The sequence below is a fragment of the Planktotalea sp. genome (assembly GCF_965659345.1).
GTDB lineage: Bacteria > Pseudomonadota > Alphaproteobacteria > Rhodobacterales > Rhodobacteraceae > Planktotalea.
On the sequence record NZ_CBFHVK010000001.1, the window covers coordinates 258,400 to 279,551 of the forward strand.

19 protein-coding genes, 1 tRNA gene and 1 pseudogene are annotated in these 21,152 nt (G+C 52.9%); 16 read left to right on the forward strand and 5 right to left on the reverse strand.

All coding sequences use genetic code 11. The annotated features are described in order from the left end of the window. Positions 1 to 1,806: a phosphogluconate dehydratase gene (gene edd, locus ACTG3Z_RS01345; protein WP_439140859.1), complete on the reverse strand. Its 1,806-nt coding sequence runs from the start codon at positions 1,804 to 1,806 to the stop codon at positions 1 to 3. 274 nt (positions 1,807 to 2,080) lie between these two features. On the opposite strand from edd, the gene ACTG3Z_RS01350 reads away from it, so the two are divergent. The 3 genes from ACTG3Z_RS01350 to ACTG3Z_RS01360 are packed head-to-tail and all read left to right on the forward strand — an operon-like array spanning position 2,081 to position 4,541. Then, positions 2,081 to 2,764 (forward strand): DUF6778 family protein, encoded by a 684-nt coding sequence (locus ACTG3Z_RS01350; protein ID WP_439140860.1) that lies wholly within the window; start codon positions 2,081 to 2,083, stop codon positions 2,762 to 2,764. Positions 2,765 to 2,802: 38 nt separating this feature from the next. Further along, positions 2,803 to 3,999 carry an RSP_2647 family RNA methyltransferase gene (locus tag ACTG3Z_RS01355; RefSeq protein WP_439140861.1) on the forward strand — a complete coding sequence of 399 codons (1,197 nt, stop codon included), beginning with the start codon at positions 2,803 to 2,805 and terminating at the stop codon, positions 3,997 to 3,999. Further along, positions 3,996 to 4,541, forward strand: a complete 546-nt coding sequence (locus tag ACTG3Z_RS01360; RefSeq protein ID WP_439140862.1) for an RSP_2648 family PIN domain-containing protein — start codon at positions 3,996 to 3,998, stop codon at positions 4,539 to 4,541. The genes ACTG3Z_RS01355 and ACTG3Z_RS01360 overlap by 4 nt, the downstream gene beginning before the upstream one ends. Positions 4,542 to 4,562: 21 nt before the next feature. On the opposite strand, the gene ACTG3Z_RS01365 is transcribed toward ACTG3Z_RS01360, so the two are convergent. Next, the gene (locus ACTG3Z_RS01365; protein WP_439140863.1) at positions 4,563 to 5,243 is read right to left on the reverse strand and encodes a M48 family metalloprotease; all 681 of its coding nucleotides are present in this window, start codon (positions 5,241 to 5,243) and stop codon (positions 4,563 to 4,565) included. Between the two features lie 39 nt (positions 5,244 to 5,282). Then, the gene (locus ACTG3Z_RS01370; RefSeq protein WP_439140864.1) at positions 5,283 to 5,498 is read right to left on the reverse strand and encodes a hypothetical protein; all 216 of its coding nucleotides are present in this window, start codon (positions 5,496 to 5,498) and stop codon (positions 5,283 to 5,285) included. A gap of 133 nt (positions 5,499 to 5,631) precedes the next feature. Between ACTG3Z_RS01370 and ACTG3Z_RS01375 the strand changes: the two genes are divergently transcribed. Further along, positions 5,632 to 5,895, forward strand: a complete 264-nt coding sequence (locus ACTG3Z_RS01375) for a DUF2312 domain-containing protein (protein WP_375267368.1) — start codon at positions 5,632 to 5,634, stop codon at positions 5,893 to 5,895. A 45-nt stretch (positions 5,896 to 5,940) separates the two neighbouring features. On the opposite strand, the gene ACTG3Z_RS01380 is transcribed toward ACTG3Z_RS01375, so the two are convergent. Next, positions 5,941 to 6,822: a hypothetical protein gene (locus ACTG3Z_RS01380; protein ID WP_439140865.1), complete on the reverse strand. Its 882-nt coding sequence runs from the start codon at positions 6,820 to 6,822 to the stop codon at positions 5,941 to 5,943. A gap of 88 nt (positions 6,823 to 6,910) precedes the next feature. Between ACTG3Z_RS01380 and ACTG3Z_RS01385 the strand changes: the two genes are divergently transcribed. The 3 genes and pseudogenes from ACTG3Z_RS01385 to ACTG3Z_RS01395 form a co-directional block, all read left to right on the forward strand. Then, positions 6,911 to 8,563 (forward strand): ABC transporter permease, encoded by a 1,653-nt coding sequence (locus ACTG3Z_RS01385; protein WP_439140866.1) that lies wholly within the window; start codon positions 6,911 to 6,913, stop codon positions 8,561 to 8,563. A 69-nt stretch (positions 8,564 to 8,632) separates the two neighbouring features. Continuing rightward, positions 8,633 to 8,708 (forward strand) — tRNA-Thr (locus ACTG3Z_RS01390). A 203-nt stretch (positions 8,709 to 8,911) separates the two neighbouring features. Next, positions 8,912 to 9,073, forward strand: a pseudogene (locus ACTG3Z_RS01395) (IS3 family transposase); the annotation flags it as partial. 77 nt (positions 9,074 to 9,150) lie between these two features. Here the strand turns inward: ACTG3Z_RS01395 and ACTG3Z_RS01400 are convergent. After that, on the reverse strand, positions 9,151 to 10,752 hold the full coding sequence (locus tag ACTG3Z_RS01400; RefSeq protein WP_375267189.1) for a GMC family oxidoreductase: 1,602 nt from the start codon (positions 10,750 to 10,752) through the stop codon (positions 9,151 to 9,153). Between the two features lie 100 nt (positions 10,753 to 10,852). Between ACTG3Z_RS01400 and ACTG3Z_RS01405 the strand changes: the two genes are divergently transcribed. The 9 genes from ACTG3Z_RS01405 to ACTG3Z_RS01445 all read left to right on the forward strand — a co-directional run bounded on the left by ACTG3Z_RS01405 (position 10,853) and on the right by ACTG3Z_RS01445 (position 20,577). Beyond that, positions 10,853 to 12,286: an AfsR/SARP family transcriptional regulator gene (locus ACTG3Z_RS01405; RefSeq protein ID WP_375267190.1), complete on the forward strand. Its 1,434-nt coding sequence runs from the start codon at positions 10,853 to 10,855 to the stop codon at positions 12,284 to 12,286. A gap of 116 nt (positions 12,287 to 12,402) precedes the next feature. Further along, positions 12,403 to 13,629, forward strand: coding sequence for a cytochrome P450 (locus tag ACTG3Z_RS01410; RefSeq protein ID WP_375267191.1), 1,227 nt, complete (start codon positions 12,403 to 12,405; stop codon positions 13,627 to 13,629). 3 nt (positions 13,630 to 13,632) lie between these two features. Then, positions 13,633 to 14,706 (forward strand): PEP/pyruvate-binding domain-containing protein, encoded by a 1,074-nt coding sequence (locus ACTG3Z_RS01415; protein ID WP_375267192.1) that lies wholly within the window; start codon positions 13,633 to 13,635, stop codon positions 14,704 to 14,706. A 25-nt stretch (positions 14,707 to 14,731) separates the two neighbouring features. Beyond that, positions 14,732 to 16,543 (forward strand): PEP-utilizing enzyme, encoded by a 1,812-nt coding sequence (locus ACTG3Z_RS01420; RefSeq protein ID WP_439140867.1) that lies wholly within the window; start codon positions 14,732 to 14,734, stop codon positions 16,541 to 16,543. 55 nt (positions 16,544 to 16,598) lie between these two features. Further along, on the forward strand, positions 16,599 to 17,192 hold the full coding sequence (locus ACTG3Z_RS01425) for an HD domain-containing protein (RefSeq protein WP_375267443.1): 594 nt from the start codon (positions 16,599 to 16,601) through the stop codon (positions 17,190 to 17,192). Positions 17,193 to 17,204: 12 nt separating this feature from the next. Next, positions 17,205 to 18,644: an aldehyde dehydrogenase family protein gene (locus ACTG3Z_RS01430; RefSeq protein ID WP_375267442.1), complete on the forward strand. Its 1,440-nt coding sequence runs from the start codon at positions 17,205 to 17,207 to the stop codon at positions 18,642 to 18,644. After that, positions 18,641 to 19,261: an HD domain-containing protein gene (locus ACTG3Z_RS01435; protein ID WP_375267441.1), complete on the forward strand. Its 621-nt coding sequence runs from the start codon at positions 18,641 to 18,643 to the stop codon at positions 19,259 to 19,261. Before ACTG3Z_RS01430 ends, ACTG3Z_RS01435 begins: the two co-directional genes overlap by 4 nt. After that, a complete protein-coding gene (locus tag ACTG3Z_RS01440) occupies positions 19,254 to 20,015 on the forward strand; it encodes an SDR family NAD(P)-dependent oxidoreductase (protein WP_375267440.1) in 762 nt (253 codons plus the stop codon). Before ACTG3Z_RS01435 ends, ACTG3Z_RS01440 begins: the two co-directional genes overlap by 8 nt. Continuing rightward, positions 19,993 to 20,577: a pyridoxamine 5'-phosphate oxidase gene (locus tag ACTG3Z_RS01445; protein ID WP_439140868.1), complete on the forward strand. Its 585-nt coding sequence runs from the start codon at positions 19,993 to 19,995 to the stop codon at positions 20,575 to 20,577. The genes ACTG3Z_RS01440 and ACTG3Z_RS01445 overlap by 23 nt, the downstream gene beginning before the upstream one ends. Positions 20,578 to 21,152: the final 575 nt, after the last annotated feature.

Consider the following 21,152-nt stretch of genomic DNA (forward strand, 5'->3'; position numbering starts at 1 on the left):
TTATACGACGACGCCTGCGCCAGTATCGGCGGTGCCAACAGTCTGGCGGAAGACATCAAACAATTCGCGACCAACCCCATTGCCGTTGTGGCTTAGGTCTGGCGTGGCAGGGGCGCGATCAAGCGCACCTTTGGTGAGGCATTCAAGCGTGCCGTTCACAGCATCGACACGGATGATATCACCGTCCTCAATCCGTGACAGCGGACCACCTGCAGCCGCTTCTGGGCTGACGTGAATGCACGACGGGACTTTGCCAGATGCGCCAGACATACGCCCATCTGTAACAAGAGCGACGTTGATGCCGCGCTGCATTGTGACTTGCAAAGCAGGGGTGAGACCGTGAAGCTCGGGCATGCCATTAGCTTTTGGTCCTTGGAAACGCACAACGATCACCAGATCAGACGTGAACTCACCAGCTTTAAACGCCTCTTTTACCTCGTCCTGACTTTGGAACACGCGGGCAGGGGCTTCTACGACATGGCTTTCAGGTGCGACGGCGGAGACTTTCATCATACCGTGGCCCAGATTGCCTTTGAGTTGCTTCAAACCACCGCTGGCTTGGAAGGGATCATGCGCAGGGCGCAGAATTTTGTCATTCGCGCTTTCCTGTGCGCCATCGCGGAAAATCAACGAACCACCATCAAGGGCAGGCTCTTGCGCGTGTAGGCCAAGACCGTCGCCTGCGACAGTTTTTACGTCTTCATGCAAAAGACCCGCGTCGAGCAAACGACCGATCATATAGGGCAGACCACCTGCCGCATGGAAGTGGTTCACATCTGCTAAACCGTTTGGATAGACTTTCGCCATAAGCGGCACGACGGATGAAATCGCATCGAAATCCTCAAGGCGTAGATCAACACCAGCTGCGCGCGCCATGGCAGGCAAGTGCAACACAAGGTTGGTCGAGCCCCCCGTCGCCATCAATCCGACGATACCGTTTACGAAGGCTTTTGCATCCAAGATATCACAGACGGGACGGTAATCATTGCCAAGTGCTGTGATCGCCAGCGCGCGAGTCGCGGCTTCGCGTGTCAAAGCATCGCGCAATTCAGTGCCGGGATTAACGAAAGAAGAACCGGGAAGATGTAGCCCCATAAACTCCATCAACATCTGGTTGGAGTTGGCGGTGCCATAGAATGTGCATGTACCAGCAGAGTGATAAGAGGCCATTTCCGCTTTCATCAGCGCGGCGCGATCGACTTTACCTTGTGCAAATTCATTGCGCACGCGCGCTTTTTCATCGTTCGGCAGGCCAGACTGCATCGGTCCAGCGGGAACAAAAATCCCTGGAATGTAACCGAAGGTTGCAGCCGCGATAATCAAACCGGGCACGATTTTGTCACAGACGCCCAAATAGGCCGCCGCATCAAATGTGTTATGTGACAATCCAATGCCCGCTGCGAGTGCGATCACGTCGCGTGAGAAAAGTGACAACTCCATCCCTGTTTGCCCTTGCGTGACGCCGTCACACATTGCTGGAACACCGCCTGCGACTTGCGCAGTGCCGCCCGCAGCTTTCGCTGCTTCTTTTAGGATCGCAGGATATGCTTCAAACGGTTGATGGGCAGACAGCATGTCGTTGAAAGCCGTGACGATCCCAAGGTTGGGGGCAGGGGTTTCAGCCAGTGTTTGCTGATCTTCCCCCATTGCCGCGTAGGCATGTGCTTGGTTACCACAGGTCAAATGTGCCCGGCGTGGACCTTCCGCTGCGGCGGCACGCATATGGCTTATGTATTTGGAGCGTCGAGCATCAGAGCGCTCCAAAATACGGTCGGTGACGTCAGATATGGTCGTGTGCAGGCTCATGGTGATCAGTATCCTAGGATGAGGTTCGTGCCCGTAGGGGTGCAATTTGCCAATTCTATATACGTTGTTAGCGCTAACGTCGAGTGAGCTAATGTGTATTTTATTAATTTTTTTGACGTGCTCAAATCAAACTTATCGGGTCACAATTTCAATGTTTTGACCACGCAAAGATCACGTGTCGGACACGGCATTGCCCCATTTTCGCCTCGCTTCGCTACCATCTACTGGTTGCAGAAAAGTACAAAACCAAGGCCAGAAAGGTCGGGAGAACGAGATGAAAAAACTTCGCTTTGCAATGCTGGCTTTGGCCGCAGTCGCCGTATCAGCTTGCGCTGGTCCACAAGCCACAACCCGTAACGCTGTAAGCGCAGCACCGTTAGAGCCTAGTGCTTTGACGCAGCCAGCGGCAAGCGTTGCTAAGAAGTCTGGCGACAACCTATATATTCCAGACCTGAACGTCACAGGTATAACAGTGAACGTGCCCAAGACTTTGACGGTGTCTGAAAAGAACAGCTATTATCCGAACGGCGACATTGTCTGGCGTGGTGACCTGTTTGGTGATCGTCACGCACAAGTTGAAGCTATCTTGAAAGACAGTGCCGAACAGGCCGCGGCAAAACTTAATGGGTCACGCGATGTGCACATGCATATCCAACTTACACGTTTTCACGGCCTGACCGAAAAAGCGCGTTACAGCACAGGTGGTGTCCACAACATCAACTTCTACGTCACGCTGCGTGATCCGGTTACTGGCGCGACTGTTCGCCCCGTCGAGCATGTCGTAACCAATCTTGATGCATTGCGCGGCACGGAAGCCATTCAGGCTGACAAGCTCGGTAACACGCAAAAATTCCGTATCACGACCTTCTTGACTGGCGTTATTGCTGCAGAGCTTGCTGAACCAGAGGGCTATAAGGACGAAAACCGAGGTTTCTTTGTTGCGCTAAATCGCAACTGATCCTTTTCACGAGCCAATCAGTTCGGTAAGGGGGCGCTATGACAGCGTCCCCTTTTCCCGTCCTTCGCCTGAAACCCAAAGCCAACGCCCGTGCGATCCGCCACGGCGCCCCTTGGGTTTATGATAATGAGCTCGTGCTTGATCGCCGCTCCAAAAACCTGACTCCCGGTACGATTGCTGTGCTGGAAGATGCAGAGCGCCGGCCGATGGGGCTGGTCGCGGCCAATCCCCTGTCGCGCATCACTGCGCGCATGATCGAGCGCGACGTAACGGTGGTGATTGATCAAGTTTGGTTCGAACGTAAAATCAGTCGCGCTTTGGAATTACGTCAGCGTTTGTTTGATCAGCCGTTTTATCGTTTGATCCATGCCGAGGCTGATGGGCTTCCTGGTCTTGTTGTAGATCGCTTCCGGGACGCGCTTGTTGTGCAACCCAATGCGGCTTGGCTTGAAACATTGCTTGAGCCGCTCACTGCGGCGCTAAAAGAGGTGACGGGTGTTTCGACGATCTTAAAGAACGCTGCGGGTCGCACGCGCTCTCTAGAAGGGTTGGACGACGAAAACGCTGTGCTTTTGGGCAATGCGCCTGAGGAAGCGATCATGGTTCCGATGAATGGTGCGTCTTATGCTGCCGATCTGACAGGCGGACAAAAGACTGGGCTATTTTATGATCAACGCCCCAACCACGCGTTTGCTGCACGTTTGAGCGAAGGCGCTGATGTGTTGGACGTTTTCTCCCATGTGGGCGGCTTTGGTTTGGCAGCCCTTGCAGGAGGTGCGAAATCGGCGCTTTGCGTTGATGGCTCTGCTCCTGCGCTGGCGTTGGCAGAGCAGGGCGCCAAAGACGCAGGATTGAGCGCGCGTTTTGCGACCCGTAAAGGCGATGCGTTTGACGTGCTTGAAGCGCTTGGCTCAGAGGGCGCGCAATATGATGTTGTGATCTGTGATCCACCAGCCTTTGCGCCGAGCAAGGCCAAGCTCGAAGTCGGTTTGCGCGCTTATGAGCGTTTGGCAAAACTGGCGGCACCTTTGGTGAAAGAGGGTGGATATCTTGTGTTGTGCTCATGCTCGCACGCGGCAGACCTTGGAAAATTCCGGTTTGCATGCACGCGTGGGATTGGCCGTTCAGAGCGCGCAGGTTCGCTTATTCACACAGGCTTTGCAGGGCCAGATCATCCGCTTATGCCGCAATTGGCAGAAAGCGGATACCTCAAAGCGCTGTTTTATCGTCTGTGAAACTTCTGCTCGACACATGCGTTTTGTATCCAACGGTTATACGCGAGATGTTGATAGGGGTTGCGAAAGCAGGTGCGTTTGAGCCGCTTTGGTCAGAACGTATTTTCGAAGAATGGCGCCGTGCGTCGGTCAAGCACGGCGAGGGTGCCGCGCAAGACGCAATGAGCGAGGCGGTCTTTCTAAACGTTGCCTTTCCCAACGCTGTCGTGCGCTACAATGCCGATCAAGAGGCACGGTTTTGGTTGCCAGATCCGTCTGACATTCACGTCATAGCAGCTGCGGCTCTTGCTGGCGCGGATGGGATCGTGACGCTGAACAATAAAGACTTTCCAAGCGATGTTTTGGCCGAAGAGGGCCTCTCGCGGGTTAATCCTGACACTTACTTGCTCGGCATTTGGCAAGCATCGCCTGATAAAGTAATACCAGTTGCTCAAAGTGTCCTTGCCAAGGCAAATGCGTTTTCAGGGAAAGAGTGGACCCTAAAAAGCTTGATGAAAAAAGCGCGAATGCCGAGGTTGGGCAAAGCTCTGTCGCAGGCGTAACCCGCGCTTGTTTTAAGTTGCTTAGCTCCAGCGTGCTTCCAACTTCTCAAGCGCTGAAATGCGATCATCTGTTTTAGGGTGGCTTAACAACCAAGCAGGTGCGCGGCCCGCTTGGCTTTGCGTAAGCGCATCCAACTTGCGAAAAAGCGAAATTTGCGGGGCGACACCTAAACCTGCTTTGGTCAAAAGCGCAGCCGCATAAGCATCTGCTTCGTATTCATCGCCGCGCGACAGGCGTGCTGCGAGCAAAGACGTAAGCATATTTGCTATCCATGGGCCAACGCCCGGGATGAAACGTCCGATGACCATCGCAAGCGCTGTGCGCAGCGCATTTTGTCCCGAAAAGTCGATCATTCTGCGGCGTGAGTGCCCCAAGGCAACATGCCCAAGTTCATGGGCGATAACAGAGGCGAGTTCTTCGCCCGTGACATCACCATCCAGAAATTTTTTGTAAAAGCCACGTGTGATAAAGATGCGCCCATCAGGCGCAGCAAGACCGTTCACCGGATCAATCTCGTAAATGTTCACGCGCACCCGCGGCAGATCAAGCGCTTTGGCAAGCGAATTCATAATCGGCTGTAGCTTTGGATCAGCAAGTTCGCTTGATTGCTGATCAAGCTCGCGACCCGTGCGCCACACAGAGAAGCGGTACATCGCAAGGCCGTATATGACGGCCAACAAAATTGGGGCAAATTTCAACATAGGTTAGATATGGGTTTGCATGCACTCTCAGGCAAGAATTTAACCGAGGAAAATGCCAACAATCACCATCATCAAGCCGATGACTGATAAAAACAGTGATCCGAGATTAAGCGGCAACACTTTTTGTACTGCCAAACGCAGCTCCTCATCGCTCAGGTTCGCTTTGCGCGCGCGCTGCACACGGATGATGCTTAGGATCAGCCCAATCAATCCCAATAGTGACACAGCCGCGCCAGACCAAATCAAGCCATCCATCGCTCATTCCTTTACGCTTTCTATACGTTGCATCGCCTAACCTGTGGATGTCGTGCTCGCAAGCCCTTGCAGCCCTGAGGGCAGGGCGCTAGGGACAGGGCAATCCATACAACACACACCAGCGGAGTGCCCCATGTCAGATGTAACCAGCGATTCCAGCTACCGCGTCACCGCAGATGAATTGCGCCAGTTTATCGAGCGTCTTGAGCGCTTGGATCAGGAAAAGAAAGACCTCGCTGAGCAGCAAAAAGAGGTGATGGCAGAGGCAAAGGGCCGTGGTTATGACACCAAAGTCATTCGCAAGGTCATTGCTTTGCGCAAGCGCGAGCCAGACGATATTGCCGAAGAAGAAGCGGTGCTCGAGATGTATAAAGAAGCGCTTGGAATGCACTCTTAAGCGTCGGCACCCGATTAAAGCTTTGTTGCGTGACGCTTTTGGGACTTACGGGCTTAAGAACGTCACGCCAGGAATGCGGCTAATCTCGAAAATGTCTTCTTCGTATTGCTCTGTGAGTTGATCTACCAATGGTTCAGTCCAGCCCGGTAGATCGACTTCTTCCTCCACCATATCATCAATTGCAAACTTATCGAGAAACGCTGTGATCACGCGGCGCGTTTGGACTTCTGTCATGTCGGGATGGCTCTCAAGATAGCTCTCAAAGCGCGTCATGCCTTCTGCGCTCATGATTTCCGACAGTAAGTCGTGTCCACCAAGGATAGGTTCATTCGCGGCAAGTCCGGCGATCTCGCGGATAAGCTCGCTCCAGATCAAAGGCGTGTCTTCATTGCTCCAAACCGTGATTGGCACATTGGGCGCTTCTTGTCTGATCGATGTGATCAGGTCTGACCAATAGATGTCACGCGGGTCAGCGCCATCGAGAAATTCGACAAACTGCGTATGAGGCGTTGCAGCATACATAGCTGGCAAATGTGTCGCTGGGTTGCGGATGCTCAGAAAGAGCTCCACCTCATCCTCGGCAAATAGATGCGTCATTAGGCCAAGACGTGATCCAGCATGTGGATAGATACGCCCTTTGTGAAAGCCCAGCTTTGGGACGCAAAAGAAGTTTTCGCTATGCATAATGACGCGGTCCACATCGGTCGCGTCTGTGTCCAAGATTGCATCTAGAAATGCCATGCGCGAATCCGGCCCCGCCGAGCGTTTAGAGAGCGCCTTGACCGTGGCGCTGAGCAATTGACGGTAATGGCGTGGTTTAGGCAAAGCGATGCCACGCTGTTGAAACGCGTCCCTGTTTTTGAACAGCGATTTGAGAAGTTTGCCGTCGTCCGTACAATGGGCGCCCGCGTGGAGTATGACCTGCATCAGTGCCTGCTATTCGATAAACTGCTTTGATGTCGCACTATAGGCGCTTTTCTGGACAGTTAAACCGATTTCCGGCACAAGTCGCCGCATGAGCCAGATTGATATCTCTACCCCTCCGAAACGCGCGTCGTTTCCAAGCTTTTGGTCGCTTGGCGCGCTCTTGATTGCGCTGATCGTCGTTCTGCCGATTTTGTCGGTGATCTGGATTGCCTTCTTTCCAAGCGAAAACATCTGGCCGCATCTGCTATCCACCACGTTGCCTCGTTATTTGAAGAACACATTGATCTTGATGGTGAGCGTCGGTGCAATCTCAGCCATTGTCGGGACAGGGACAGCTTGGATGATTGTGCGCTACCAGTTTTTCGGGGCGCGCTGGCTGGAATGGGTGTTGTTGTTGCCTTTGGCGATTCCAGCCTACGTCGGGGCTTATGCCCTGGTTGATTTCCTAGAATACGCGGGTCCCGTTCAGACAAGCCTGCGTGAGATGTTTGGCTGGCGCAATTCGCGCGACTATTGGTTCCCTGAAGTGCGCTCTGTTGGGGCTGCGATCCTAGTGTTGAGCGCGTCTTTGTTTCCCTACGTCTATCTGATCGCGCGCGCTGCCTTTCGCGAACAATCGAGCAGTGGCGAAGAAGTTGCGCGCTCCCTTGGGGCAGGGGCGTTCGCGCGCTTTTTCCGGATAGGTCTGCCCATGGCGCGCCCTGCGATTGCTGCGGGAACCGCGATTGTCATGATGGAAACCGTCAATGATTTTGGCACCGTAGATTACTTTTCCGTTCAAACGCTGACCACAGGTATTTTTAGCGTATGGCTAGAGAGTAATAATGCTGGCGGGGCTGCGCAGATCGCAAGTACAGTTCTATTGCTTGTGGTGTTGCTTGTGACGCTTGAAAAGCTCTCTCGCCGTCGCAGCCGCTTCTTTTCCTTGGGACGAAGCCACCGTGGTACCCCCAAGACGCGTCTTTTGGGTTGGCGCTCTTTCGTAGCATTCTTTGCTTGTGCTTTGCCTTTTGCCATTGGCTTCGTTTTGCCAGCCAGTGTTATCTTGCATCATGCAGTCGACAATGCTGACCGCTGGCAGGATCCTGCATTGCTAAGTGCGTTGCTGAACACGTTGACAGTGGCGGGGAGTGCTGCGCTCGTCACAGTGAGCCTTGGCCTTTTCATGGTTTACGGTGTGCGCCTGTCTGACCGCGCTCTGCCGCGCTTGTTGATGCCGGTGACAAGCATTGGTTATGCCGCACCAGGCGCAGTTTTGGCCGTTGGCATCCTTATCCCGCTCGCAATTTTGGATCACGCGCTTGCAGATGGCTTGGAAGCGCTCACAGGACGCGACTTTGGTTTGTTACTAACCGGATCAGCCTTTGCATTGATCCTAGCCTATTGCGTGCGCTTCTTTGCAATCGCTCAGGGGGCCGCAGATGCCGCGATGGGGCGCGTATCACCAAGCTTACCAATGGCAGCGCGATCTTTAGGACGCACGAAAGGGCAGGTGCTCAGCGCGGTCTATCTTCCCTTGATCCGTGCATCTGTGTTGTCCTCATTGTTGTTGGTGTTTGTGGATTGCGTGAAAGAGCTTCCCGCGACTTTGCTCTTGCGCCCATTCAACTATGACACATTGGCCACACGTGTGTATGAGCAAGCGAGCCTCGAGAACCTTGGCGATGCCGCACCTGCTGCAATTTTAGTTATAATTGTCGGACTTTGCGCCGTTGCGTTGCTTGCACGATCCAGTCGCTAAAACTTTTTTGCATTTTTGTGAAATACCCTCTTGCGAGCGCGCGTTTGTCTTTGTATTCGCATCCGCAGTGCCCCTATAGCTCAGCTGGTAGAGCAATTGATTTGTAATCAATAGGTCCGCGGTTCGAGTCCGTGTGGGGGCACCACTCAATCCTGAAATTATCATTGTTTACAACAACATGAGAAATTCATGTGTGTTTTTATCCCCCCAATTATACACCCTATGAACGCCGAACTTTAGTATGATGTTTGATTTGGGATAAAGTCTATGCCACGCGCGCCTGCACACGCGCGGCTGCGTGCTGCTGGTGTGAGCTTGCGCCTTTCAAGTGGTCTGCCTTATGACCTCGTCGATCACTACAATCACCAGCGTTACCACGAGAGCATCAACAACGTCACACCCGCCGATGTCTACTTCGGCCGCGACTTAGCCATTCTAAAGCAACGCGAAAGGATCAAACTTAAGACACTCGAAACACGGCGCTTGCATCACCGCCCGCACGCCGCATAATCTAACCAACAAGATGAGCCTAACTCCCTCTTAGTTTAAGCTGCAATTGGCCCCAAAAAACCTGACGACGGACACGTTTAAGCGGCTTTGCGATCCTCCAAGATCATATCAGCCGCCTTTTCAGCGATCATGATTGCAGGAGCGTTGGTGTTACCGCTGACAATCTTGGGCATGATGGATGCGTCCACGACCCGCAGGCGCGGTGAGCCGTGAACGCGAAGACGGGGGTCAACGACGGCGCTTTGGCCAGTGCCCATCGCGCAGGTGCCGACAGGGTGATAAACTGTGCGCGCTTCGGCCCGGATAAAGTCGATAAGCTGAGCGTCGGATTGTGCGTCAGGGCCAGGAAGCAATTCGCTCAAGCCATGCGCGCTCATCGGGCCTTGCGCGAGGATCTCGCGGGCAAGCTTCACGCCACGCAAAAGACGCGCCACGTCATCTTCATGAGTGAGAAGACCCAAGTCTATCTGCGCGGGTCCATCTGGATCTTTACGCGTGATCGCACCACGACTTTTAGGTTGCAAAACACATGTATGAAGCGAAACACCATGACCATATTCGATCAATTTCCCTCTCAGACTCTTACGGCCGGGGATCAAGTGAAACTGTATGTCGGGACGTGTCTCGGCAGGACCGGAGCGCACAAAGCCTCCTGCTTCAACCATGTTAGACGAAAGCATCCCGCGACGCGCAAAAGTCCACTTGAGCACTGCGCCTGCAAGTTTTGGCAGTGCTTTGACAGAAACGCCATAGGGCGTGATCGAACGACTTTTTGAGATCACCATGACATCCACATGATCGTGCAGGTTTTGCCCAACACCGCTCAGATCATTCACAACTTCAGTGCCAGCATTGCGAAGTTCGGCACCCGCACCAATGCCGGAGCGAAGCAATATGTCAGGCGACCCTATCGCGCCTGCTGACAAAATGATTTCTCCGGAAGCATGAATGGTTATTGGCTGCCCATCTGGCCGGCGCAAGGTGACTGCTCCACCATCTTCGTTAGTCTTGATCCGTTCAACATAAGCTCCTGTTTCGATCTTGAGGTTCGGGCGGGCATCAATACCTTGCAAGAACGCAGCGCTTGTTGAGTGACGTCGCCCGTCTTTTTGGGTAACTTGATAGATCCCAACGCCTTCTGGTGCAGCAACATTAAAGTCAGCACAGTAACCCATCTGTAATTGGCCTGCTGCTTCGACAAATGCGTGATCCATCGGGTTGGGTGTACGTTGCTCTGTGACGGATAAGGGGCCATCGCGGCCATGAAACTCGTTATCAAGGTCGGTGTTCGCGTTTGCCTCTGACTTTTTGAAGTAGGGCAGAACTTCGTCGAATCCCCAACCTGTGCAACCATTGCTCGCCCAATCATCATAGTCATCGCGGTGTCCGCGAATATAGACCATGCCGTTGATCGCGGACGATCCGCCCAAAGCTTTGCCACGTGGAATGCCAATCACGCGTTTGTTTAAGGCTGTCTGTGGTATTGAATTGAACTGCCAGTTGAAACTTGAAAGCCGCGGCAACAGCATCACTCCGAGTGGCGTCGTCACCAAGGGCGAACGACCTTTGCCGCCAGCCTCAATCAAGCACACAGAAATTTTTGGGTCAGCGCTCAGCCGATTGGCCAGCACAGCGCCGGATGATCCGGCTCCTACGATCACGTAGTCAAAGGCGTCCATGATTCCTCCCAAATGAGACGCACGGTCTCCTATCGAAAAGCTTATTGCTATTTCTTTGGTTTTTCTTTGGTATGAAGTTTCGCGACTGGGAGAAAAACACATGAGCAGAGTAATAAATCTGAAAGATGCGGCCTTTTTCGCAGACCTGTCAGAGCGCGAAGGTCTGGAAACGGCGTTGAGCGTCTTAGAGACCGAAGCGGTTGTGTTTAAAGTCTCTGACAACGGGTACTTTTTAGAGGCCCTGTACCCAAAGCCCCCAATTCTTTTTTCTGAAGCGGCATTAAGCAATGACTTGCTCGATTCCCAATCCATTGTTGTAGCCTTGGAGAAGATGATTTCTGGCCAGTCAGGCAAAGCGGTTTTTATTGTCGACATGGGTTGGTTTTTCGCACACTTTGATGCAAAAAACGCACTTGAAACATGGAGCAGCGTGGTCGAGCAACTTGTTGAAACAAGTCTATACCGTGTCATTTCGGTCTATAACCACACACATTTGCTAGAGACCCAAATGCAACTTGCCTTGCGAGGGCATCAGCAATTCCTTGCGCCGTCTGGCATCTATAAAAACCCGTTTTGGCTTCCCACACGCTTGCGACAAAGCGCAGGTGCCGATGAACAACTTGGATTCTTGCTTGGTCGCGTGGTTCCGGATCATGCGGGTTTGCAAATTCTTGATCCTGATGATCGTGGACATGCGCGTGGTGCCAGCCCGATGTGGCTCGATAACAGTCCCCAAATTGACCTTGCGGACCGAAAATCGGATCGCTGGCAAATCCGATGTCTCGGGCGGTTGCGCGTTTATAAAAACGGTGAGCAGGTTGAGTGGACGACGCCCGGAGGTGCGGCACACAAGACGCGAGCGTTGTTTTGTTATCTCTTATTGAGCGGTGAAAGTGGGGTGCAAGCAGATCGGATCGGTGAACTCATTTGGCCCGATCAAGCGGACGAGACACGAAAGCGCGCGCGCTTGCACCACGCTGTTGCAATGCTTCGCAAAGCGCTAGGGGATAAATCTTCTGTCCTGCGCGCGGGCGAGTATTATCGGCTAAATGCGCCGCAAGGCAGTTGGACGGATATCTCGGCGTTTGAGCAAGGCTGCCGTCGTGGTCTCGCGCTTGCAAAGCAAGATGATCCAACAGGAGCTTTACGCATCTACCGCGCTGCGGAGCAGCAATATCAGGGTGATCTTTTTGAAGATCTGCCGATCGAGTATACCCACAACGATCTAGAAGACTGGTGTCGTCCAAGGCGTCGTTGGCTGCGTCAGATGGCTCTGAAACTGCTGCGCGATATGTCTACAGTTTTGCGCAGCGAGGGTCTTGTCGATGAAGCATTAGAGAAATGCCACCGTGCCCTCAGCATTGATATGGCCAATGAATCGACGAATATGGAAACAATGCGTGTTTTGCATGCGCAAGGCAGATTCGAAGCAATAGATCGTCAGTATGAGCAATTTTTGTCAGCATCGGATCAACGTGAATCGGATATCGAAGGCACTGCATTTTACAAACTTTACAAACGCTTAGCCTTCTAAAGTGCGCACTACGTTAGCCTGATTTTCTACCCTTATTGACCCACCAAAGAAAAACCAAAGAAAGAGCCGTACGGTTAAAGACCAGTCGCTAATTTAGGTGTGTGGGAGGAAAATCGATGAACGTGCAAAAAACGATCTGCCCTGTTGGAGGATACGATCCATACGATCTAAGCGCACCGCATGCTGATTGGAAAACCTTTCAAAGCGAGGCACCCGTTTTCTTCCACGAAGAGACCGGTTACTGGGTTGTGTCGCGCTATGAAGACATCAAGTCAGTCTATGACGACTGGGAAACCTTCTCGTCTGAAAATGCCCAATCCCCGGTCACGTCTTTGGATGATGCAGCTAAGAAAATAGTTAAAGAAGGTGGATTCACCTCCGGCCTTTCGGCACGCACACCGCCGACACACACTCGTATCCGCAAAGTTGCGCAGACGGCCTTTAGCCCGCGCCGTTTCAAAGCGATTGAGCCTCAGATCGAAGCGATCGTAGCGCGTCATTTGGACAAGCTTGAGGGGCAGGATGAAGTCGATTTCTTTCGCGAGGTTGCTTATCCCGTGCCTGCCTTGGTGTTGTTCACACTGATGGGAATCCCAGATAAGGATGTGGACAAAGTTAAAGATTGGGCGACCAGTCGTGCTTTGCTGACTTGGGGCAATTTGAAGGGCGATGACCAAATCCCGCATGCGCAAGGGATGGTGGATTATTGGAACTATTGCCGCGCGCTGGTTGCGGCGCGTAAAGCCGAGCTTGGTGATGATTTCCCAAGCGATATGGTGCGCGCGCAAGCGGATGGTGCGGATATCACCGATGAAGAAATCGCAGGAGTGATGTATTCTGTGCTCTTTGCGGGGCACGAAACAACGACCACGTTAATGGCAAACTCGCTCAAGGTGCTGATGGAGAACCGCAGCTCGTGGGACGCACTTTGTGCTGATCCGGGCAAGATTCGTGGCGCAACCGAAGAGATCCTGCGTTATGCACCTTCAATCGTGTCTTGGCGCCGCTTGGCCAAGAAAGACACTCAAATTGGCGGTGTAGATATCCCAGCAGGTGCGAATATTTTGGTTATCATGGGTGCAGGCAATCGCGATGAAGATGTCTATCCGGATGGAGAGGCATTCGACATCGAGCGCGGTAATGCGCGCACGCACCTGAGCTTTGGTTACGGTATCCATTTCTGCATTGGCTTCCAGCTCGCCAAACTGGAATTCGGCATCACGCTGCGCGAACTTACGCGGCGCTTCCCCAATCTGCGCCTCGCAGGAGGCCATCCGATAAACTACCTTCCAAGCATTTCTTTCAGAGTGCCTGATAAGCTGATCATTAAGCCGCAAGGGTAAACCATGAGCAATCTTTACACACTTCCGTTTGATCAAATCAGCGAAAATGATTTCAATCGCGTCGGCGGCAAATGCGCTTCGCTTGGTGATATGACCAATGCAGGTGTTGCCGTACCACCAGGTTATGCGGTGACAACGGACGCCTATTTAGCGATGCTCGATGAGACAGGCTTACGTGCTGAACTGGAAAACCGTCTCAATAACATTGACGTCGAAGATTTCGCAGCCCTTGATACACTCGCGGAAGCGATCCAAGTGCGCTTTCGCTCGCATCATTTACCCGAGCGGGTCGAGCAAGCTATTCGCGACGCATATGATGCGATGGGACAAGATTTGCCTGTTGCGGTACGCTCCTCTGCGACGGCAGAAGATCTGCCTGATGCGTCCTTCGCGGGTCAGCAGGATACCTACCTTTGGGTGGTTGGTGCGGATAACGTTATTGATAAGGTTCGCGATTGTTGGGCGTCATTGTTCACGGCGCGTGCGATTGCATATCGCGAGAAGAATAATATCCCGCACATAGAAACGCTCATGAGCGTCGCGGTGCAAAAGATGGTAAATGCCAAGGCCGCAGGTGTCGCGATGACGCTTGACCCGAACACGGGCGATCGCACACGGATCGTAATCGATGCGGCTTGGGGTCTTGGGGAAACCGTCGTCTCTGGCACTGTTACGCCTGACAATTTCGTCGTCGAGAAGGTGCTTGAAGAAATTCTAGATCGCACTGTATCCGACAAACACATCGAACTTGTTGGCGACGCCGCCAAAGGCGAAGCACTTGAGCGTCCCGTCGAGGCCCCGCGCAACACAGCATCTAGCTTGACCGATAAAGAGGTGCTGGCTGTTGCTATGCTTGCCAAGTCATTGGAGCGTCAAAAGAAGTGCCCACAGGACGTGGAATGGGCCATTGATGCGGATCTGCCGGATGGTGAGAATCTGGTCGCACTGCAAAGCCGACCGGAAACGATCTGGTCGCAAAAAGCCAAAACAAAACCGAAAAACCCTTACGCGTTGGGCATGGCGAGCATCACCAATACGCTGACCAACCCATATGCGGGCAAAGTAAAAGCAAAATAAGAATATTTCTTGGAGGAAATCACCAATGGACGCAAAAACATCAATGTTCCCAAGTGCCTATGACCTAAAAGCGCCCAAAGGTGCCGAAGGCTGGCAAGATTTGTATCCTTATTACACGCGCTTTAACCCTGCGCGCCGGATCGAAGAGGACGGCAAGTTTTGGTTCTGCAATTCGCAACATTGGCCGACACCGTTCAAACCGTTTGACACGATCATGCTTGATTTCGCGATCAAATGTTTGGGCCAGTACAACACGCGTCATTTGTTGATCCCGCCTGCAAATGGCATCGATTACCGCATTCTAAATGGCTACGTTTATTTCTCTCCCGTCGCAGTTGCCCCCGAAGACATTGAAGCGCGCGTGCCGATCTTTATGGAGCGCGCGGGTCACTATTTCATGAACTGGGATCAGCTGCTGGCGGATTGGAAAATCAAAGTCAAAGGTGCGATTGATGAGCTGAATGATATCAACTTCATAGCACTTCCAGAAAAAGAAGAGCTAGAGGTCGTCACAGGCGGCGTCGGTCTGGATAGCACCAACCATCTGTTTGAAGGCTACGAGAAATCCATCGAGCTTTGCTATAAGATTTGGCAGTATCACTTTGAATTCCTGAACCTTGGTTATGCGGCCTACCTCGACTTCTTTGGTTTCGTGAAAGAGCAATTTCCCTCAATTCCAGATCAGGCGATTGCCAAGATGGTACAGGGCGTCGACTCTGAATTATTCCGCCCAGATGATGAGCTGAAAAAGCTGGCGAAACTGTCTGTTGAGCTTGGTATTGAAGACGCCGTGAACACCGGCGACGTTGATGCAGCGCTGGCAGCGATTGGCGCGGCGAGCGGTGGCGACAAGTGGTTGGCACAGTGGGAAGGAGCAAAGGATCCTTGGTTCAACTTCACCTCTGGCAACGGGTTTTACTCCACCGATAAATACTGGATCGACCACCTCGATATCCCGATGGGCTACGTGCGCGACTACATCGAGCGGCTCAAAGATGGCGACGACATCATGCGCCCGACCGAAGCTTTACTTAAAGAGCGCGATCGTATCACAGCTGAGTACCGCGATATGATGGACGAGGACGCGCAAGAGGCTTTCGATGGTAAGCTTGGCCTTGCGCGCACTGTGTTTCCTTATGTCGAGGATCACAACTTTTACATTGAACATTGGGCGCTTGGCACGTTCTGGCGCAAGATGCGGGAACTGAGCGCATTGCTCTCAGATCAGGGTTTCTGGCCTGAAGCGGACGGTATGTTCTATCTCAACCGGACTGAAGTGCGCGATGTGCTTTGGGACTATTCCCAAGCTTGGGCGATTGGCACTGAAATCCATGGTGCAGGAATTTGGCCTGCTGAAATCGAGCGTCGTGCAGGCATAGTGAAAGCACTCCAATCAGAGCCCCCGATCCCTGCGCTCAACAACCCGCCAGAGGTGATTACAGAACCTTTTACGATTATGCTCTGGGGCATCACGTCTGAAGCCGTTGAAAGCTGGGTCGCAGCCGATGATGAGGGAGATGGCCTTCGTGGTATGGCGGGGTCACCGGGTGTTGTTGAGGGCATCGCGCGGGTGCTGCGTAGCCCCGACGAATTGAGCCAGTTGCAAAGGGGCGAGATCCTTGTGACGCCTGTGACAGCGCCGTCTTGGGCTCCTGTGTTTGGCAAAATCAGCGCAGCCGTGACCGACATTGGTGGCATGATGAGCCATGCGGCGATTGTCTGTCGTGAATACGGGCTTCCAGCGGTGACAGGCACGGGTAAGGCCAGCACCAAGATCAAAACGGGTATGAAAGTGCGCGTGGATGGTAACAAAGGCACGGTCGAAATCATCGACTAAGCCCAACACGCAGCGCGCGTTTTCTCCCTCGCGCGCTGCAAATTGGATGGCAGATATGAGCGACCTTTCCCGATATGATCCTGTCTGGCGCGGCGCTGAGCCTTACATGCGGGCGCGCAAAAACGATGTGCATATTCCGCTGTCTTTCGATTGGTGTCGGCGTTTGCTTACGGTACATCCGGAAGCTGATGCAGACATCTGCTCGCTCGCGATTTTACTGCACGACATCGGATGGTACTCGATTGATCAGACCGATATTATTGAGCAAGGCTTTCGCTCCGACAATTTCTTGACGTCTGATGTCCGCTATTTGCATGAACGTGAAGGCGTGCGGCTTGGGACAGAGGTCTTGAAGAAAACTGGGTGGTCGCAAGACGTGATTGAAGCGGTCTGCGAGATTATTGACGGACATGACACGCGCGCTGATCCACATCACCTGAATGATCGCATCGTGCGTGATGCAGACAAGCTCTGGCGCTATGATGTGCCGGGCATCGCGATTGCGTCTGACTGGTTCGGGCATACGCCACATCAATATGCGGATCACTTGGTGAAAAGCCTCGACAAGCTCGAGACAGACGCAGGTAGCGCCTTTGCTGTTGAGACATTGGAAGCGTCACGCAAAGCTTTGAAATTACATGTACTCTAAGGAAAATCCCTAATGGAAATGTTCATTGACGGCGCTTGGGTCGCTGCGAAATCAGGAGCGACGGATCCTGTTACAGATCCAAGCACCTCCGAGATTTTTGATACCGTTCCACGCGCGGGCGCGGCTGATGCGGAGATCGCAATCAAGTCGGCGCAGGGTGCTTTCAAGTCGTGGAGCTTGCAGACAATGGCACAGCGTGTTGGCATTTTGAACGCTTGCGTCAAGGCGATGCGTGACAACGCAGATCAGCTTGGCGCTGCATTGCACCGCGAACTTGGGCGACCTTTGGCTGGCTGCATCGCAGAGATCAATAGCTCTGCGTCATTGCTTGATATCTACACCGAAGAAGGGCTGCGCCTGCACGGCGAAATGCCGATTGCAACGGGCGCGGGCGAGAAAACCATTGTCACACGCGAACCTGTTGGCGTTGTGGTGGCGATCACACCGTTTAACTTTCCGATCACGCTGTTGATGTTCAAAGTTGGTGCGGCGCTGACCGCTGGCTGTACGATTGTTGCTAAGCCCTCTGAGGATACACCGACCTCGACGCTTTTGCTGGCTGAGATCTTTCATAAAGCAGGACTTCCTAAAGGCGCGTTCAACGTCGTGACAGGATCGGGCATCGACGTCGGCGAAGCGCTTGTGAACCATCCCGTTCCACGCAAGATCGCCTTCACGGGCGGCGGTGTCGCTGGCAAAGCCATTGCGGCTGCAGCGGCTGGCACTGTCAAACGCGTTACGCTGGAACTTGGTGGACATTGCCCCGCTATCGTTTGCACCGATGCGGACCTCGATAAAGCCACCACCGCCATCGCGCGGCATGGAACGGCGAATTCCGGTCAATTCTGCTACCGTGTTAATCGCATCTATGTGGAGCGTGCGGTCTATGATGACTTCCTTAAAAAGTTAATGGCAAAGATAAGTGCGCTTACGCTCGCGCCAGCAGGCGGGCAGGGCGATCTTGGTCCGATGGTGAACGAAAAGATCTTCGCTAATTCTGTGCGCCAATGCGAAGACGCACGTGATAAAGGCGCTAGGGTTTTGTGCGGTGGAAGCCGTGCGACAGGTGCTGGTTATGACGGGGGATTTTACTTTCCACCAACGATCTTAGCCGATGTGACCGACGAAATGTTGGTACTACAAAGCGAGACTTTTGGCCCCGTGCTCGGCATCTGTGCGGTCGATAGCGCACAGGAAGCTTTAGAGCGCGCCAACAATAGCGAGTATGGCTTGGCTGGCTTTGTCTTCTGCCGTGAACTGGCTAAGGGTATTATGCTCTGCGAGGGGCTTGAGGCGGGTTTGGTCTGGCTCAACGACATTCAACGCTCGTCCCATTACGCACCCTTTGGGGGTGTCAAACAAAGTGGCATGGGCCGCGAAAAAGGGCGCTGGGGCGTGGAAAGCTACCTTGAATTCAAAACCATATATCTCAGTTATGAGGTGCCCGAATGAGCGTTTCACTCCTACGTAACCAAGACCTCACCATGTGGGATGCGGCACGCCCTTACCTAGATGTGCGCAACAATGACGAACACACGCTTGTTGCTTATGGTCTTGCCAAAGCATTGCTAGACCTGATTCCAGAAGCGGATGAAAACATCGTTTTGCCTGCTGTTTTGCTGCACGATGTTGGCTGGAAAAAAATTGACCCAGATTTGCTTTTGCTTGCAATTGGCAAGAATCCGACGCGTAAAGATCTGGTGCGTGATCACGAAGTTTACGGCGTAGAAATCGCGCGTGACATCATCACGTCTCATGGAAATTCTGACATTGATGTCGAAGCCGTCCTTTCCATCATTGATGGGCATGACACCGACAAAACCGCGCGCTCGATCAATGATGCGATAGTCAAAGATGCTGATAAAGGCTGGCGTGCGACAGCTCATGGGATGCGCATTATTCGTGGCTGGTACGATATCTCTGTTATGGAGTATGTCGAAACCCTTGAGGCGGTTTCATTGCCTTTCATGCTTACCGATGCAGGGCGCGCGATGGCGAATGGCTATATCGCGGCAATCCGTGCAGAGCAGGCGTTAGGGGAATATATGAAGGAGTTCACTGATGTCTGATCTGAAGTTAAGCGGGAAGCGGGTTATCGTTACAGGCGCAGCCGGCGGTCTTGGACGCGCATTTTGTGAAGATCTTGCGGCCGCTGGTGCGCATGTGATTGCTGCGGACATTGATGAATCTGGCGCTGCACAAACGGCGAAGTTTATCAGCGCCGCTGATGGAAAGTGTATTTCGGGCAAGCTCGACGTGACGAAGGCTGAAAGCTGCCAGATGCTCGTCGCTCAAGCCATAAATGAATTCGGCGGATTGGATGTACTGGTCAATAACGCAGCGCTCTACGGCACTCTAAATCGCGCCCCATTTGAGCAATTGGAAGAAGACGAATGGGACCGTGTCCTAACCGTCAATGTAAAAGGTATCTGGCAGATGACGCGTGCCGCCTCAGAAGCGCTGAAAGCCTCCGGTAGCGGCTCTGTGATCAATATCGCTTCTGCGACGGTTTATTCGGGTTCCCCAGAATGGATGCATTACGTCGCCTCAAAAGGAGCTGTAATCGCGATGACGCGCGTGATGGCAAAGGAACTTGGCAGTGCCAATGTACGTGCCAACGTTATCGCACCTGGGATTACGCTAACTGAAGCCAGCATGACCCTTATGGAGGATGCAAAAAACTACGGGGCCGATCGCGCAGCGCTTAAACGTAACGGCGGTGTTGATGATATCAGCGGTGGTGTTCTTTATCTCGCGTCGGATCTTTCGAAATACACTTCAGGTCAGACGCTTGTTATCGATGGTGGCAAACAGTTTATCTAAACACGCGGACGATGACCCGAACGATCTGACTACCGTCCTTGATGAAGCATGGTGTCACCTTCAACGAGGTGTAGCAGACAGCCGTTCACCAGCGCACTACCCCACGTTTGCAACAGTAGCTGCAGATGGAACACCCGAGGCGCGTACCGTGGCGCTGCGAGGCGCTTCCAGATCTTTATCTACGCTAGAGGTCCACACTGACATAGCTACAGCCAAAGTCGCTGCGTTGAAACACTCCTCCAAAGCCGCTTTTCTCGTTTGGTTGCCACGCGCGAATTTACAAATTCGGGTTATAGCAATTGTAGACATTCAGACCGGGTCAGCTGTTGATGAGCAGTGGGATCGTATTCCAGCAGCGTCGCGCGTTTCTTATGGCACTGAACCAACGCCGGGCACCGTCATTTCAGATGTATATGCCTATGAAAAACCGAGTAAGCGTGAACGCTTTGCGGTTTTGAAATGCAATATGTTGTTTATAGACCTTGTGCAGCTTGGAGAACGCCATCGACGTGCAGGCTATAGCTGTAAAAACGGTTGGATGGGCGAGTGGCTGGCCCCGTAATCACGAGGATGTCTGTGTATGTTCGTCTGGAAGAGGCGCTGGCCGCGTCAAAAGGTCTGCTAGATGGGGCAGGCGTCCGGTTGAAAGACATAGCTCCTGAAACCGCTGCTCTACGTCAATCGATATGGGTATGTCTGCTCCCTGATTAGTCTCTAGGGCTGGGTGCGGAGTGACCAGCTATCGGGTAGGGTGACGCATGTGACGCATATTCTTACTGCGCTCTCTATTCAAAAAAAATATATTCTAATGAATAAATTGTTTCCCCATAGACCGTGCATTAGGAAAAAGCGTCACATGCGTCACCAGGGAGCATTTTGTATCTGACCGCGATGGCTTTTTCATGTCATGGACTTACCATCGATCTACGCTGAGGCGCGCTTTATGTATGACGATCAGTATGCGTGGAGACTGTCATACTAGAGCGGACATCCATCCGTGAAGCAGCGAATGGCCGTTGAGAGCCCAATGTTTCAGATGCTGCAACCTGCTCGAGTGACTGATGAGCAAATCTAGCAGCTATTCAGTGCGCGATGGGGCCGCCCCCATCAAAATCTGCGTGGCGGTGGAAGCGTGCT

Excerpts from the sequence above, each read along its gene's own strand:
- edd (WP_439140859.1), bottom strand. The coding sequence starts at position 1,806 with ATGAGCCTGCACACGACCATATCTGACGTCACCGACCGTATTTTGGAG.
- ACTG3Z_RS01350 (WP_439140860.1), top strand. The coding sequence starts at position 2,081 with ATGAAAAAACTTCGCTTTGCAATGCTGGCTTTGGCCGCAGTCGCCGTA.
- ACTG3Z_RS01355 (WP_439140861.1), top strand. The coding sequence starts at position 2,803 with ATGACAGCGTCCCCTTTTCCCGTCCTTCGCCTGAAACCCAAAGCCAAC.
- ACTG3Z_RS01365 (WP_439140863.1), bottom strand. The coding sequence starts at position 5,243 with ATGTTGAAATTTGCCCCAATTTTGTTGGCCGTCATATACGGCCTTGCG.
- ACTG3Z_RS01370 (WP_439140864.1), bottom strand. The coding sequence starts at position 5,498 with ATGGATGGCTTGATTTGGTCTGGCGCGGCTGTGTCACTATTGGGATTG.
- ACTG3Z_RS01375 (WP_375267368.1), top strand. The coding sequence starts at position 5,632 with ATGTCAGATGTAACCAGCGATTCCAGCTACCGCGTCACCGCAGATGAA.
- ACTG3Z_RS01380 (WP_439140865.1), bottom strand. The coding sequence starts at position 6,822 with ATGCAGGTCATACTCCACGCGGGCGCCCATTGTACGGACGACGGCAAA.
- ACTG3Z_RS01385 (WP_439140866.1), top strand. The coding sequence starts at position 6,911 with ATGAGCCAGATTGATATCTCTACCCCTCCGAAACGCGCGTCGTTTCCA.
- ACTG3Z_RS01400 (WP_375267189.1), bottom strand. The coding sequence starts at position 10,752 with ATGGACGCCTTTGACTACGTGATCGTAGGAGCCGGATCATCCGGCGCT.
- ACTG3Z_RS01405 (WP_375267190.1), top strand. The coding sequence starts at position 10,853 with ATGAGCAGAGTAATAAATCTGAAAGATGCGGCCTTTTTCGCAGACCTG.
- ACTG3Z_RS01410 (WP_375267191.1), top strand. The coding sequence starts at position 12,403 with ATGAACGTGCAAAAAACGATCTGCCCTGTTGGAGGATACGATCCATAC.
- ACTG3Z_RS01415 (WP_375267192.1), top strand. The coding sequence starts at position 13,633 with ATGAGCAATCTTTACACACTTCCGTTTGATCAAATCAGCGAAAATGAT.
- ACTG3Z_RS01420 (WP_439140867.1), top strand. The coding sequence starts at position 14,732 with ATGGACGCAAAAACATCAATGTTCCCAAGTGCCTATGACCTAAAAGCG.
- ACTG3Z_RS01425 (WP_375267443.1), top strand. The coding sequence starts at position 16,599 with ATGAGCGACCTTTCCCGATATGATCCTGTCTGGCGCGGCGCTGAGCCT.
- ACTG3Z_RS01430 (WP_375267442.1), top strand. The coding sequence starts at position 17,205 with ATGGAAATGTTCATTGACGGCGCTTGGGTCGCTGCGAAATCAGGAGCG.
- ACTG3Z_RS01435 (WP_375267441.1), top strand. The coding sequence starts at position 18,641 with ATGAGCGTTTCACTCCTACGTAACCAAGACCTCACCATGTGGGATGCG.
- ACTG3Z_RS01440 (WP_375267440.1), top strand. The coding sequence starts at position 19,254 with ATGTCTGATCTGAAGTTAAGCGGGAAGCGGGTTATCGTTACAGGCGCA.
- ACTG3Z_RS01445 (WP_439140868.1), top strand. The coding sequence starts at position 19,993 with ATGGTGGCAAACAGTTTATCTAAACACGCGGACGATGACCCGAACGAT.